The following is a 14,153-nucleotide window of genomic DNA, read 5'->3' on the forward strand; positions in this document are numbered from 1 at the left end:
GGCTTTTAGTCTTTCAGGAACGATTACCAGCGGTGGTTCAGCAGGATATGACCGCCATAAGCAGCATAGCTGTTCTCACCCCACTCGCCGCTGGCGCGCAGGGAGAGCGTCGTGGTTTCGTTCAGGTTGCCGGTGACGCCCAGCTCTAACTGACCACGATCTTCCGGCGTATCGTTGCTGACGGCCTCGCCGTTAAACGCCAGATCGTTCTGACCTGCGCCTTTCAGCCAGTTCACGGCAACGTACGGCTGCCAGGCTTTCACGTCTTTCTGTTCGAAGTAGCTTGATTTGACGCCCAGACGACCAAACAGACCGTCGTTGTCCAGCGTGGTAATCCGCACGCCGTCGCGATCGGTATGGTTTTCCTGATCCAGATAGCTGTAGATAACCTGCGCCTGAGGTTCGATTTTCCAGGTGCGCTCATTTTCTGAATCAATCACCCATGCATGGCCCACTTCGACGGATGCCGCGAAGCCCTCACTGTCGTAATCTTCATCATTACGGTTGCTGGTCACTTTATTGTTGTACCAGCTATAGGCGGCCCAGGTATCAACGTAGCTGCCCAGACGCAGCTTCTGATCTTCCTGCCAGGTTGCATACAGGCCGACGTTAAAGCCATCCACTTTGCCCTGCGCATCACGTACGTTGTGTCTTGCATCAGAGTGGGTCTTCGCCTGGCCTGCCCCGAACATGCCACCCGCACGCAGGATGCCGTTGTCCATGGGCTTACTCATGAAGTCGCTGCCTACCTGAAGGACAGTGGTGGTGGTGTCATAGCTGACTTTGTCACCGCCCGCATTGTTTTCATGGTAGCGACCTTTGACGTACATCCAGGTGTTGAGATCTTCCTCGTTACGGAAGGTGATCTGATCGCGATCGTCACGCTTGTGCAGGAACATGCTCTGCGCGGCAAGGTAGTTACCTAAGTAAGCGCCGACCTCAGGAGCCATGACTTCGGGACCGCTATTGCTGCCGTTGTCGGTGTTACCACCGTTGTCAGTGTTACTGCCGTTGTCGGTGTTACTGCCGTTGTAGGTATTACCGCCATTGTCGGTGTTACTGCCGTTGTCGGTATTACCACCGTTGTCGGTATTATTGCCGTTGTCGGTATCGTCTGCCGGAATGTCTGATGGCGTTGCCTTCGATTCCAGATACCAGTTTCCGTCGCCGTGCTGATAAAGATTATACTCATACGCACCCGCAACAACCGGTTTTGCCAGGGTGAGCTGAGCTTCTGAACTGCCGCCAACTCTGACAATTTCCATACCGTTTACGGTTTGCGCGCCCAGCCCCCCCATGTTGCTGACGCTGACCCCGGATTGGCCAAAGCTGCTCCCGGTGATGGTGAGATGGTCGGTTGGTGCATTATCCTCACCGAGCGTACTGTTTAACACGATCTGGCTGCCCGCGGAGCCGGTATAGTCGCCGTTAATGGTGAAATTGTTGCCAACGCTGTTATTGGCGGCGCTGAGCAACAGTTTGCCGCCATTAGCCACGTTGCCGTTGATAGTATCAACGCCGGCAGCGCTGAGCGTGGCGTTACCCTGGACTGCATTCCATGCCGCCAGCGTACCGCCCGCCAGAACATGAATGTTATTGTTCACTTCACCTGCAGTAGCAAACGTAGCGCCATTTTCAATGGTGACGGTGGCGTTACTGTTCTTTACGCCGAGCGTAGCACCATTAGCGACCAGGGTGGTGCCGCCGTGCAGAACAGTATCGCCCGTGTAGCTGTTCTTGCCGGTGAGGGTCAGGGTGTGTGAATCTACTTTCTCAACCTTACCGCTACCGGTCATATCGGTGGCGAAAGTGGAATTGTTGCCCTGATTAAATATTACCGTACCGTTGTTTTTCAGGCCTCCACTGAGAGAAGCTGTTTTTTGGCCATTGCCTAATTGTAGAGAGGCATCTTTAGTAACCAGCGTATTGCCGCTATTAGAGACGGTTCCCGCCAGCGTTAAATCACCGCTGTTAACCTGAAGGGAATCGCCATAACCGATGACGTCGAGATCGCCCGTCAGCGTCCAGCTTTCACCCTCCATTTTGACAGAGGCAAAACCGTCTCCCTTATTCAGGCCAACAAAATTGCTGTCTTCTATTCCGGCACCAACCAGCGTGAGGCTATTTCCCGTTGAGCCGGTAGAGATCACATCACCGTTGAGCGAGGAGCCGGTATTGAGTACCAGCGTATTATTTTTATTACTGGCAAAGGAGATTGCCGTATTGCCGCCACCGATTGAACCACTGTTTATGATGTCGACTTTAGCGGTATTCGTTACGTTGATTCCGTGCTGAAGGCCCTCTACGGTACCCGTGTTCGTGAGCTTAATATTGCCATCGCTCAGGGTAATACCGTCAACTTCTGTACCCTTGATGGTGCCAGCGTTATTAATGGCAACACCTACTTCAGCATTAAGACCTGATTTGCCTTTAATAAGACCGGTAGCGGTATTGGAAATACTGACAGCAGATGAGTTTTTACTGACGAAAACACCATTTTCAGCCGCAGTAATATTCCCTTTGTTAATCAGGTCCCCTTGCATGGTATCAATATTAACACCTGTCGCTGAAGTAGAGGAAATTGTCGCCCCTTCCTCGTTATTCACTACTAAACGTTGTGCTCCAGTGCTAATATCAAGTCCATTCCCGTAACCAGAAATATTTCCCATATTTTCAACGTTTGAAACATCAATCCCATTGACCGACACGGCAGCTTCATTCCCGGAAGAGGTTATCGTAACGTCTTTATTAATGACTTATTCAGCGTCGGTGGAGAAGTTTTGTGGAATTGAGGTTGATTGGTCAATCGTGCTGGCAAAAGCGACAGCGGGGGTGAATAACAATAGGGCAGGAAAGAGACTTCCCAGAGTTTTAGTCGTTTTATTGAGTCTGAAATGTTTGTTGCTCATTTACACATCCATTTGAATTAGAAAGGCGCGATACGACGTATTAAAATTACGTCAGTATGCGGAGAAAAAGAATGAGCTCGCTACAAAGAGCGTAAAATTATTATTTTTTCAATGTTTTATGTATAGATCGATTTATTAAATAATTATTTTAGATTTTCTTAAAATATCTCATTCCTTTATGGATTGAAGTGAGGTATTCACGTCCTGGATTTTTTTGGAGAGGAAAAATCGTCCAACGAATGATGATTACCAATAGCTGCGCTTTCCTTTTCATGGCTGCTGCGCCCCTTTCACCGGGCGGGTTAACTGTCTACACTCACTGCTACAAGAAGAGAAGAAGACAGGCCATTTGATGATACTCATAATTTATGCGCACCCCTATCCGCAGCACTCGCATGCGAATAAGCGGATGCTTGAGCAGGTAAGGACGCTTGAAAACGTCGAGATACGTTCCCTCTATCAACTCTATCCCGATTTCAACATCGATATTGCCGCCGAACAGGAGGCGCTCTCCCGTGCCGATCTGATCGTCTGGCAGCATCCCATGCAGTGGTACAGCACGCCCCCGCTCCTGAAATTGTGGATTGATAAAGTCTTCTCCCACGGCTGGGCGTATGGCCACAATGGCCATGCCCTAAAAGGGAAAAGCCTGATGTGGGCGGTCACCACGGGTGGAGGGGAAAGCCACTTTGATATTGGTTCCTTCCCGGGGTTTGAGGTTCTGGCACAGCCGCTGCAGGCGACCGCACTTTATTGCGGGCTGAACTGGCTCCCGCCTTTTGCGATGCACTGCACCTTTGTCTGCGACGATGAAACGCTGCAGGCGCAGGCGCGCCATTATAAACAACGCTTACTTGAGTGGCAGGAGGCGCACCATGGATAGCCATACGCTGATACAGGCGCTGATATACCTCGGCGCGGCGGCGCTGATTGTACCCGTGGCGGTTCGCCTGGGGCTGGGCTCTGTTCTCGGCTATCTGATTGCGGGCTGCGTCATTGGGCCGTGGGGCTTTCGTCTGGTGACGGATGCAGAGGCAATCCTCCATTTCGCTGAAATCGGCGTTGTGCTGATGCTCTTTGTGATTGGTCTGGAACTCGATCCGCAGCGCCTGTGGAAGCTTCGCGCCTCGGTGTTTGGCGGCGGGGCGCTGCAGATGGTGGCCTGCGGCCTGCTGTTGGGTGGGTTCTGCATCCTGCTGGGCATGGACTGGAAAGTGGCAGAGCTTATCGGCATGACGCTGGCGCTCTCCTCGACCGCCATTGCCATGCAGGCCATGAACGAGCGCAATCTGACGGTCTCCCAGATGGGACGCAGCGCGTTCTCGGTGCTGCTGTTCCAGGACATTGCCGCTATCCCGCTGGTGGCGATGATCCCACTGCTGGCGGCCAGCGGTTCCGCCACGACGCTGGGGGCGTTTGCGCTGTCGGCATTAAAAGTGGTGGGGGCGCTGGCGCTGGTGGTGCTGCTTGGTCGCTACGTCACCCGTCCGCTGCTGCGGTTCGTTGCCCGCTCGGGCCTTCGCGAAGTGTTCAGCGCCGTGGCGCTCTTCCTGGTGTTTGGCTTCGGTCTGCTGTTGGAGGAGGCCGGGCTGTCGATGGCGATGGGGGCCTTCCTGGCGGGCGTTCTGCTGGCGAGTTCCGAATACCGTCACGCGCTGGAAAGCGATATCGAGCCGTTTAAAGGCTTGCTGCTGGGGCTGTTTTTCATCGGCGTGGGGATGTCCGTCGACTTCGGCACGCTGGTGACGCACCCGCTGCGGATCGTCATCCTGCTGGTTGGCTTCCTGATCATTAAAATGGCGATGCTGTGGCTGATTGCGCGTCCGCTCAAGGTGCCGAATAAGCAGCGCAGCTGGTTTGCGGTTCTGCTGGGGCAGGGGAGTGAATTTGCGTTTGTGGTCTTTGGCGCAGCACAGATGGCAAACGTCCTCGACCCAGAATGGGCGAAAGCGCTGACGCTCGCGGTCGCGCTGTCGATGGCCGCGACGCCTATTCTGCTGGTGGTGCTGACGCGTCTGGAAAAATCGGGTAGCGAGCAGGAGCGCGAAGCCGATGAAATTGACGAAGAGCAGCCGCGCGTCATTATTGCCGGATTTGGCCGCTACGGGCAGATCGTTGGCCGTCTGCTGCTGTCCAGCGGAGTGAAAATGGTTATCCTCGATCACGACCCCGACCATGTCGATACCCTGCGAAAATTTGATATGAAGGTGTTTTACGGCGACGCGACCCGCGTCGATCTGCTGGAATCTGCCGGGGCGGCAAAAGCGGAGGTGTTGATTAACGCCATTGACGATCCGGAGACCAGCATGCAGATGGTGGAAATGGCGAAAGAACATTTCCCGAATCTGACCATCATTTCCCGCGCCCGCGATGTGGATCACTATATCCGGCTGCGGCAGGCGGGGGTAGAAGCACCGGAGCGTGAAACCTTTGAAGGCGCGCTGAAGTCTGGCCGCATGGCGCTGGAAAATCTGGGGCTCGGCGCGTACGAAGCGCGCGAGCGTGCGGACCTGTTCCGCCGCTTTAACACCGAGATGGTGGAAGAGATGGCTGCGATGGCCGGGAGTACGGCCACCGAGCGTGCGGCGGTGTTTAAACGCACCAGCGCGATGCTGACGGAAATCATTAACGAGGACCGTAATCACCTGTCGCTTATCCAGCGTCACGGCTGGCAGGGAACGGAAGAGGGCAAGCATACCGGGGATCCGGCTGACGAGCCGGAGAGTAAACCTTCCGCGTGAAGTGGAGTTGCCAGCAATAATAAAAAATTTCTTTATCTTTACCCTGCCGCCAGTCGACGAAAGATTAAGCTTTCCGTATAGTGGCGGCAATTTTTTGCATCCGGGAAATTTTCAATGATCAGTCTGATTGCAGCGCTGGCGGTGGACCGCGTTATCGGTATGGAAAATGCCATGCCGTGGAACCTGCCTGCCGATCTCGCATGGTTTAAACGTACTACGTTAAACAAGCCGGTAGTGATGGGCCGCCTGACCTGGGAGTCGATTGGTCGTCCATTGCCGGGCCGTAAAAATATCGTTATCAGCAGCCAGCCGGGCACTGACGATCGCGTCGAATGGGTAAAATCAGTCGACGAGGCGATTGCTGCATGCGGCAATGCCGAAGAGATCATGGTGATTGGCGGCGGGCGCGTGTACGAGCAGTTCCTGCCAAAAGCGCAGAAGCTGTATCTGACCCACATTGATGCGGAAGTGGAAGGGGATACCCATTTCCCTGACTACGATCCGGACGAGTGGGAATCGGTATTCAGTGAATTCCACGACGCGGATGCACAGAACTCCCACAGCTACTGCTTCGAGATTCTGGAACGTCGTTAAGTGATTTTTCCCTCTCCCGGCCGGGAGAGGGAAGTGCATATCAGGAGGCAACCGCCTCGTCTCCCCCTAAATCCAGCTGTCGGTTGGACGGCTGAACAAAGTAAGTTTTATCTTCCCAGCGTAAGCAGGTTAACTCTCCGCCCCAGCAGCATCCGGTATCCAGGCCGTAGATCCCTTCTGGCGTTCCTTTTCCTTCCAGTGCAGCCCAGTGACCAAATACCACGTTGTACTCACTTGTCACCGGCCCCGGAATGGCAAACCACGGTTTTAGCGGAGCGGGCGCGCTCTCCGGCGTCTCTTTGGAATACATGTCCAGCTGTCCGTTCGGGAAGCAGAAACGCATGCGGGTGAAGGCGTTGGTAATAAAGCGCAGACGCGCCAGACCGCTGAGATCCTCACTCCAGTGGTTCGGCATATCGCCGTACATGGCATCGAGGAAGAAAGGATAGGAGTCGCTCGCCAGCACCGCCTCAACGTCACGCGCACAGGTTTTCGCCGTCTCAAGATCCCATTGTGGCGTGATCCCGGCATGCGCCATGACCAGCTTTTTCTCTTCGTCGACCTGCAGCAGCGGCTGACGGCGCAGCCAGTTAATCAGATCGTCGGCATCTGGCGCATCCAGCAGCGGGGTGAGGCGATCTTTAGGTTTGTTGCGGCTGATCCCGGCGAACACCGCCAGCAGGTGCAGATCGTGATTGCCCAGCACCATGCGCACGCTGTCGCCTAGCGATTTGACGAAACGTAATACTTCAAGGGAGCCGGGGCCACGCGCGACTAAATCGCCCGTCAGCCAGAGTGTGTCCTGTCCTGGCGTAAAGTCGACCTGTTTTAATAATGCGATCAGTTCATCGTAGCAACCGTGAACGTCGCCAATCAGATATGTAGACATTAGATTAATGAATGAGTGTGGTTACGGCGAGACGGAACACAGGAATGGCAACGCGGAAATCATTGCCATCGACGTCGACCATTTCATAATGGCCTTGCATGGTACCCATCGGCGTTTCAATCACCGCGCCGCTGGTGTACTGGTACTCTTCGCCAGGGGCGATATGAGGCTGTTCACCGACCACACCTTCCCCCTGGACTTCGATTTCGCGGCCATTGCCGTTGGTGATAAGCCAGTAGCGTCCGCGCAGCTGCACGGGCGTCCGCCCCAGATTGCGAATGGTCACGGTGTAAGCAAAGACAAAACGTTCTTCATCCGGTGAGGACTGTGATTCAACATAAACGCTTTGTACATGGACACATACGCGGGGCGAATCAATCATGGCTTAACTCTCCTTCGGCGGCGCATTTTCGCTGATGTAATTAGCCAGCTTGCAGTACTGCTCTACGGAGATGTTCTCCGCACGCATTGCCGGGTCGATCCCAAGCTCAGCTAACACCTCAACGGTGAAGGAATTGCTGAGGCTGTTACGGATCGTTTTACGACGCTGGTTAAAGGCTTCAGTGGTAATGCGGCTCAGTACACGCAGATCTTTTACCGGGTACGGTTTCGTTTTGTGCGGCACAAGGCGCACAACCGCTGAATCCACTTTCGGTGGTGGTGTGAACGCTGACGGCGGTACTTCGAGTACCGGGATCACGTTGCAGTAATATTGCGCCATCACGCTTAAACGACCATACGCTTTACTGTTCGGGCCTGCAACCAGGCGGTTAACCACCTCTTTTTGCAACATGAAGTGCATGTCGGCAATGGCATCAGTATAGCTAAAGAGGTGGAACATGAGCGGCGTGGAGATGTTATACGGCAGGTTGCCGAATACGCGCAGCGGCTGACCCATTTTTTCTGACAGTTCGCCGAAGTTCATGGTCATAGCGTCCTGCTGATAGATGGTCAGCTTCGGCCCGAGGAACGGGTGCGTTTGCAGGCGTGCGGCCAGATCGCGGTCCAGTTCGATGACGGTCAGTTCGTCGAGGCGTTCGCCTACCGGCTCGGTCAGTGCGGCAAGGCCCGGGCCGATTTCGACCATCGCCTGGCCTTTTTGTGGATTAATAGCCGAGACAATGCTTTCGATCACGAACTGATCGTTAAGGAAGTTTTGCCCGAAACGTTTACGGGCTAAGTGGCCCTGATGGACTCGATTAGTCATTGAGTATTAACAATCATTTTGATGGCGAGATTAAGCGCCGTAATAAAACTGCCGACATCCGCCTTCCCCTGGCCTGCCAGATCCAGCGCAGTACCGTGGTCAACGGACGTTCGAATAAAGGGTAAACCGAGGGTGATATTCACGCCGCGGCCAAAGCCCTGGTATTTTAGCACGGGCAGGCCCTGATCGTGGTACATCGCGAGCACGGCGTCGGCATTATCCAGGTATTTCGGCTGGAAAAGGGTATCAGCAGGCAGCGGACCGCTGAGATTCATCCCCTTCGCCCGCATTTCGTTGAGTACCGGAATGATGGTGTCGATCTCTTCGGTACCCATGTGCCCGCCTTCGCCGGCGTGCGGATTCAGGCCACAGACCAGCACATGCGGCTGCGGGATCCCAAATTTTGTCTGCAGATCGTGATGCAAAATCCCGATGATCTCGCGCAGGAGTTCAGGCGTGATCGCATCCGGAATCGCTTTGATCGGCAGATGGGTGGTCACCAGCGCAACGCGCATTTCTTCCGTCGCCAGCATCATCACCACTTTCGGACTGTGCGAGCGCTCTTCAAAGAACTCCGTATGACCGGTAAACGGTATACCCGCTTCGTTGATGACGCCTTTGTGGACGGGGCCGGTAATCAGGGCGGCAAATTCGCCCTTCAGGCAACCGTCGCAGGCGCGCGCAAGGGTTTCAACGACATAATGGCCGTTTTCCGTGCTGAGCTGGCCAGGAATGACCGGCGTACGAAGGGGAACAGAAAGAAGGGTGAGGGTACCGGCTTGCTGCGGTGCAGGCTGTTGACCTTCAACGTAAGGGATGAGCGTTAAAGGCAGACCGAGCAGCGCTGCCCGGTCTTGTAACAGTGTTGCATCGGCGCAGACAACCAGTTCTACTGGCCAGCTGCGCTGGGCAAGCTGGACAACGAGGTCAGGCCCAATCCCGGCGGGTTCGCCGGGCGTGATAACAACACGATGCTGTTTCATTAGTTGCTCAGCACTTTCACGTAAGCACTGGCGCGTTGTTCCTGCATCCAGGTGGCTGCTTCTTCAGAGAACTTACGGTTAAACAGCATGCGGTAGGCTCTGTCTTTCTGTGCTGCATCCGTTTTATCAACGTTACGGGTGTCCATCAGCTCGATCAGATGCCAGCCAAACGAAGAGTGGACCGGCGCGCTGATCTGGCCTTTGTTCAGCTTCATCAACGCGTCACGGAAGGCAGGATCGTAAATATCCGCCGCTGCCCAGCCCAGATCGCCACCCTGGTTAGCAGAGCCAGGATCCTGAGAGAACTCTTTTGCTGCCTTCGCAAACGAGGTTTTACCGCTCTTAATATCTGCCGCAATCTGTTCCAGCTTCGCACGCGCCTGATCGTCAGTCATGATCGGTGACGGCTTCAGCAGAATGTGGCGAGCGTGAACTTCGGTAACGGAGATATTTTGGCTCTGGCCGCGCAGATCGTTCACTTTCAGAATGTGGAAGCCCACGCCTGAACGGATTGGACCGACGATATCGCCTTTCTTAGCCGTGCTCAGTGCCTGAGCAAAGAGGGATGGCAGCTCCTGAATACGTCCCCAGCCCATCTGGCCGCCTTTCAGCGCCTGTTGGTCTGCGGAGTAGGTGATGGCCAGCTTGCCAAAGTCAGCGCCGTTACGCGCCTGTTCGACAATTGAACGCGCCTGGCTTTCTGCTTCCGCAGCCTGATCGGACGTAGGGTTCTCTGGCAGTGGAATCAGAATGTGGCTCAGGTTCAGCTCTGTGCTTGCATCGTTCTGGTTACCCACCTGTTTTGCCAGCGCGTCCACTTCCTGAGGCAGGATAGTAACGCGGCGACGCACTTCGTTGTTACGCACTTCCGAAATCAGCATCTCTTTACGGATCTGGTTACGGTAGGTAGCGTAGCTGATGCCGTCATAGGCCAGACGGCTGCGCATCTGGTCTAAAGACATATTGTTCTGCTTTGCGATGTTAGCGATCGCCTGATCGAGCTGCTCGTCAGTGACCTTCACACCCATTTTCTGCCCCATCTGAAGAACGATCTGATCCATGATCAGGCGTTCCAGGATCTGGTGGCGCAGCGTGGCGTCATCCGGAAGCTGCTGACCCGCTTCGCCCGAATTGAGCTTCACCGATTTCATCAGACCGTCAACGTCACTTTCAAGCACGACGCCGTTGTTAACCACAGCAGCGACTTTATCAACAACCTGGGGGGCCGCGAAGCTGGTATTCGCAACCATAGCGACACCGAGCAGCAGCGTTTTCCAGTTCTTCATACTTTTTCCATTTCAATTAACCGCAAAGCGGATTACGTTGCAAATCAAGCACATTACAAGGAACTGCGGTAAGGCAGAATGTTCGAGCGCAGCATTTTCTGCGTACCCAGACCGTAGTTGGAACTCAGGCCGCGTAACTCGAAGTTAAAGCCAATCACGTTATCGTATTTGCTCTGATTGTTTTCCCAGCCGTTAAGCTTACGTTCGTAACCGACACGCAGCGCGTAGCAGCAGGAGTTATATTGCAGCCCCAACATCTGGTCAGCAGCTTTATTGGTGTTAGTGTCAAAGTAGTAAGCGCCTACGATTGACCAACGGTCGGCGATAGGCCAACTCGCTGCCGCACCGACCTGAGAAATACCATCCGAATATTGCGGTGATTTCCAGTAGTTGATGCTGTTCTGGTCATTGCTTTTCGGTAGCGTTGCCTGAATGTATTCCGGGCTAGCGTAGCGATAGCTTACCTGAATCATGCGATCTTCATCACGACGATACTCTATGGCGGCACTACTGTTAGCAACGTTGTCGAGACGCGTGTCATACTGCACACCGCCACGCAGGCCCCAACGGTCAGTCATACGCCAGTAGGTATCTCCCGCCCACACTATCGATCCCGTTTTGTTGTCTTTCTCCCACTGAATATTGTCATCGCCCGTGCGAGACTCTGTGAAGTAGTAGATTTGACCCACAGAAACGTTAAAACGTTCAACGGCTGCATCATCATAAACACGTGTTGTGACGCCGGTCGTTAACTGGTTCGCTGAGGCGATACGGTCCAGACCGCCGTAAGTACGGTCACGGAACAGACCACTATAGTCAGACTGCAGTAAAGAGGAGTCGTAGTTCTGAATGTTGCTCTGGTCGCGGTATGGCACGTACAAATACTGCATCCGCGGTTCAAGCGTCTGGGTATAACCATCCGCCAGCAGGGCCATATCACGCTCGAAAATCAGCTTGCCGTCCATTTTAAACTGAGGGAGCGTTCGGTTGACTGACTCTTCCAGATGCGCACTGTTCGTTGCGTTGTAATTATCGAGATTTTTTTGCTGATAGTGCGTCGCCATCAGCTTGGCTTCGGTATTCAGGCTTGCCCAGTCGTTAGACCACGGCAGATTGATCGTCGGCTCAAGGTGAACACGCGTGGCTTCAGGCATGTCCGAATCCGTGTTAACGAAATGCACTGCCTGAGCGTATATCCGGGTGTCGAATGGACCTACATCATTCTGATACCAGTTGACGTCCAGCTGTGGCTCAGCACCATAGGTAGGCGTGGACTGGTCAGAAAACACCTGGAATTTCTTGGTCGAGACGGTTGCATCAAAGTTCTGCACCGCATAGCCTACGCTGAATTTTTGCGTGGCATAGCCATCAGTACTCGAGCCGTATTTGGACGAGAAGTCATTAAAATATGACGAATCGCTGACTTTGGTGTAATCAACATTAAAGCGCCACACCTGATCCATCACCCCGGAATGCTGCCAGTAGTACAGCCAGCGGTGACGGTTATCACCCGAGACGTTTCTGGCGTCGTCCTTGTAAACGTTATCCGACGGCAGATAATCCAGCTCCATCAGACCCGCACCTGCCTGAGTCAGATAGCGGAACTCGTTCTCCCACATGACGTTACCGCGCTTGTGGATATAGTGCGGCGTGATCGTCGCATCCATGTTAGGCGCGATGTTCCAGTAATACGGCAGGTAGAACTCAAAGTAGTTCGTGGTGCTGTATTTGGCATTTGGGATCAGGAAACCGGAGCGACGTTTGTCACCCACGGGAAGCTGCAGATAAGGGCTGTAGAATATGGGGACCGGACCCACCTTGAAGCGGGCGTTCCAGATCTCTGCGACCTGCTCTTCGCGGTCATGGATAACTTCACTCCCGACCACGCTCCAGGTATTTGAACCCGGCAGACACGACGTGAACGTGCCATTTTCCAGAATCGTATAGCGGTTTTCACCGCGCTGTTTCATCAGGTCTGCGTCACCGCGCCCCTGGCGACCCACCATCTGGTAATCACCTTTCCAGACGTTAGTGTCTTTGGTATTCAGGTTTGACCAGGCTTTCGGACCTTTCAGGATGACCTGATTGTCGTCATAGTGCACATTACCCAGCGCATCCACCGTTCGTACCGGCTCGGCCGCACCTTCCGGCTGCTTCTGGTGCAACTGCACTTCATCTGCCTGCAGGCGGCTATTGCCCTGGTTAATATCGACATTGCCTGTAAAGGTGGCATTGTCAGGGTAAGTCCCTTTTGAACTGTCGGCAGTAATGGTTACCGGCAAGCTATTGGTATCGCCACTCACCAGTGGGCGATTATAACTTGGGACGCCAAGCATACACTGCGAGGCGAGATCGGCCGCCAGCCCCTGTTGACTGTACAGGGCGGTGCCAATCATTGTGGCCAGGAGGGTGGGGATACGTTTTTTCATACGTTGTATTTTATTGTTCCGTCATCAGTGGCTACGGCTTACAAACGCTCAGAGACTATCTTACTCATCTGCGCAGTACCAGCGTTAATCCTGCCCGTTTGCGTGCCAGAGTGTTAGGCTCGCTATCGAATGACGAGTATGATAAAGCAAATTATAGGCGATGTCCTTCAATTGACCGTGACTTGAACACAGTGATGATGACGTTGCGTCGGCCAGGAATATGACTATCCGGGGAGTATATGCAGTATTGGGGTAAAATAATCGGCGTTGCGTTCGCCATCATCATGGGTGCCGGGTTCTGGGGAATAGTGCTGGGGCTTATTATTGGCCATATGTTTGATAAGGCGCGCAGCCGTAAAATGGCCTGGTTTGCCAACCAGCGCGAGCGCCAGTCACTCTTTTTCTCCACCACTTTTGAGGTGATGGGGCATTTAACCAAATCCAAAGGGCGCGTCACGGAAGCCGATATTCAGATTGCCAGCGTCTTTATGGATCGCATGAATCTGCACGGTGACTCCCGCCTGGAGGCGCAAAATGCGTTTCGCATCGGGAAATCCGATAACTACCCGCTTCGCGAAAAAATGCGCCAGTTCCGCAGCATCTGCTTCGGCCGTTTTGATTTAATTCGGATGTTTCTGGAAATTCAGATTCAGGCGGCCTTCGCCGACGGCTCGCTTCACCCTAACGAACGCGATGTTTTATACGTGATTGCGGAAGAGCTGGGTATCTCCCGTATGCAGTTCGATCAGTTCCTGCGCATGATGCAGGGTGGCGCGCAGTTTGGCGGCGGGTATCACCAGCAGTCTTCTGGCGGTGCCTGGCAGCAGGCGCAGCGTGGTCCGACGCTGGAAGATGCCTGCAACGTGCTTGGCGTAAAACCCTCTGACGATCAGACTACCATCAAACGTGCCTATCGTAAGCTCATGAGCGAGCACCATCCAGACAAGCTCGTTGCAAAAGGCTTACCGCCTGAAATGATGGAGATGGCGAAGCAAAAAGCGCAGGAAATTCAGAAAGCGTACGAGCTGATTAAAGAGAAGAAAGGCTTCAAATAAGCCCCTTTTTAGAATGATGAAGGGCCTGGCAGCATGAGCTGCCAGGCCCTTTATACAGCG

General features: G+C 53.9%; 10 protein-coding genes and 1 pseudogene. 4 read left to right on the top strand and 7 right to left on the bottom strand.

The window, feature by feature from the left end:
• Positions 1-23: 23 nt before the first annotated feature.
• Positions 24-2,909 (bottom strand): annotated as a pseudogene (locus ACOTXF_RS03445) (autotransporter outer membrane beta-barrel domain-containing protein).
• A 352-nt stretch (positions 2,910-3,261) separates the two neighbouring features.
• On the opposite strand from ACOTXF_RS03445, the gene kefF reads away from it, so the two are divergent.
• The 3 genes from kefF to folA all read left to right on the top strand — a co-directional run bounded on the left by kefF (position 3,262) and on the right by folA (position 6,244).
• On the top strand, positions 3,262-3,792 hold the full coding sequence (gene kefF, locus ACOTXF_RS03450) for a glutathione-regulated potassium-efflux system oxidoreductase KefF (RefSeq protein WP_008502025.1): 531 nt from the start codon (positions 3,262-3,264) through the stop codon (positions 3,790-3,792).
• The gene (gene kefC, locus ACOTXF_RS03455; protein WP_023345417.1) at positions 3,785-5,650 is read left to right on the top strand and encodes a glutathione-regulated potassium-efflux system protein KefC; all 1,866 of its coding nucleotides are present in this window, start codon (positions 3,785-3,787) and stop codon (positions 5,648-5,650) included. Before kefF ends, kefC begins: the two co-directional genes overlap by 8 nt.
• Positions 5,651-5,764: 114 nt before the next feature.
• The gene (gene folA / locus ACOTXF_RS03460; RefSeq protein ID WP_008502023.1) at positions 5,765-6,244 is read left to right on the top strand and encodes a type 3 dihydrofolate reductase; all 480 of its coding nucleotides are present in this window, start codon (positions 5,765-5,767) and stop codon (positions 6,242-6,244) included.
• Between the two features lie 40 nt (positions 6,245-6,284).
• Here folA and apaH read toward each other — a convergent pair whose 3' ends face one another.
• Genes apaH through lptD form a run of 6 tightly spaced genes read right to left on the bottom strand, consistent with a single transcriptional unit; the run spans position 6,285 to position 13,038 of the window.
• Positions 6,285-7,133: a bis(5'-nucleosyl)-tetraphosphatase (symmetrical) ApaH gene (apaH, locus tag ACOTXF_RS03465; RefSeq protein ID WP_032654900.1), complete on the bottom strand. Its 849-nt coding sequence runs from the start codon at positions 7,131-7,133 to the stop codon at positions 6,285-6,287.
• Positions 7,134-7,137: 4 nt separating this feature from the next.
• The gene (gene apaG, locus ACOTXF_RS03470; RefSeq protein ID WP_008502021.1) at positions 7,138-7,515 is read right to left on the bottom strand and encodes a Co2+/Mg2+ efflux protein ApaG; all 378 of its coding nucleotides are present in this window, start codon (positions 7,513-7,515) and stop codon (positions 7,138-7,140) included.
• A 3-nt stretch (positions 7,516-7,518) separates the two neighbouring features.
• Positions 7,519-8,340 (bottom strand): 16S rRNA (adenine(1518)-N(6)/adenine(1519)-N(6))-dimethyltransferase RsmA, encoded by an 822-nt coding sequence (gene rsmA / locus ACOTXF_RS03475; RefSeq protein ID WP_008502020.1) that lies wholly within the window; start codon positions 8,338-8,340, stop codon positions 7,519-7,521.
• Positions 8,337-9,323: a 4-hydroxythreonine-4-phosphate dehydrogenase PdxA gene (gene pdxA / locus ACOTXF_RS03480; RefSeq protein WP_008502019.1), complete on the bottom strand. Its 987-nt coding sequence runs from the start codon at positions 9,321-9,323 to the stop codon at positions 8,337-8,339. The genes rsmA and pdxA overlap by 4 nt, the downstream gene beginning before the upstream one ends.
• Positions 9,323-10,609 carry a peptidylprolyl isomerase SurA gene (gene surA / locus ACOTXF_RS03485; RefSeq protein ID WP_045415585.1) on the bottom strand — a complete coding sequence of 429 codons (1,287 nt, stop codon included), beginning with the start codon at positions 10,607-10,609 and terminating at the stop codon, positions 9,323-9,325. Before surA ends, pdxA begins: the two co-directional genes overlap by 1 nt.
• A 53-nt stretch (positions 10,610-10,662) precedes the next feature.
• Positions 10,663-13,038 (bottom strand): LPS assembly protein LptD, encoded by a 2,376-nt coding sequence (gene lptD, locus ACOTXF_RS03490; protein WP_047746172.1) that lies wholly within the window; start codon positions 13,036-13,038, stop codon positions 10,663-10,665.
• Between the two features lie 239 nt (positions 13,039-13,277).
• Between lptD and djlA the strand changes: the two genes are divergently transcribed.
• Positions 13,278-14,093, top strand: coding sequence for a co-chaperone DjlA (djlA, locus tag ACOTXF_RS03495; protein WP_008502016.1), 816 nt, complete (start codon positions 13,278-13,280; stop codon positions 14,091-14,093).
• Positions 14,094-14,153: the final 60 nt, after the last annotated feature.

Origin of the sequence: Enterobacter cloacae complex sp. IR53041 (assembly GCF_049238285.1) — a bacterium.
In the GTDB taxonomy this organism is placed as follows: domain Bacteria; phylum Pseudomonadota; class Gammaproteobacteria; order Enterobacterales; family Enterobacteriaceae; genus Enterobacter; species Enterobacter roggenkampii.

Bases quoted from the DNA above. Each gene is read 5' to 3' on its own strand.
- kefF (WP_008502025.1), top strand. From the start codon at position 3,262: ATGATACTCATAATTTATGCGCACCCCTATCCGCAGCACTCGCATGCG.
- kefC (WP_023345417.1), top strand. From the start codon at position 3,785: ATGGATAGCCATACGCTGATACAGGCGCTGATATACCTCGGCGCGGCG.
- folA (WP_008502023.1), top strand. From the start codon at position 5,765: ATGATCAGTCTGATTGCAGCGCTGGCGGTGGACCGCGTTATCGGTATG.
- apaH (WP_032654900.1), bottom strand. From the start codon at position 7,133: ATGTCTACATATCTGATTGGCGACGTTCACGGTTGCTACGATGAACTG.
- apaG (WP_008502021.1), bottom strand. From the start codon at position 7,515: ATGATTGATTCGCCCCGCGTATGTGTCCATGTACAAAGCGTTTATGTT.
- rsmA (WP_008502020.1), bottom strand. From the start codon at position 8,340: ATGACTAATCGAGTCCATCAGGGCCACTTAGCCCGTAAACGTTTCGGG.
- pdxA (WP_008502019.1), bottom strand. From the start codon at position 9,323: ATGAAACAGCATCGTGTTGTTATCACGCCCGGCGAACCCGCCGGGATT.
- surA (WP_045415585.1), bottom strand. From the start codon at position 10,609: ATGAAGAACTGGAAAACGCTGCTGCTCGGTGTCGCTATGGTTGCGAAT.
- lptD (WP_047746172.1), bottom strand. From the start codon at position 13,038: ATGAAAAAACGTATCCCCACCCTCCTGGCCACAATGATTGGCACCGCC.
- djlA (WP_008502016.1), top strand. From the start codon at position 13,278: ATGCAGTATTGGGGTAAAATAATCGGCGTTGCGTTCGCCATCATCATG.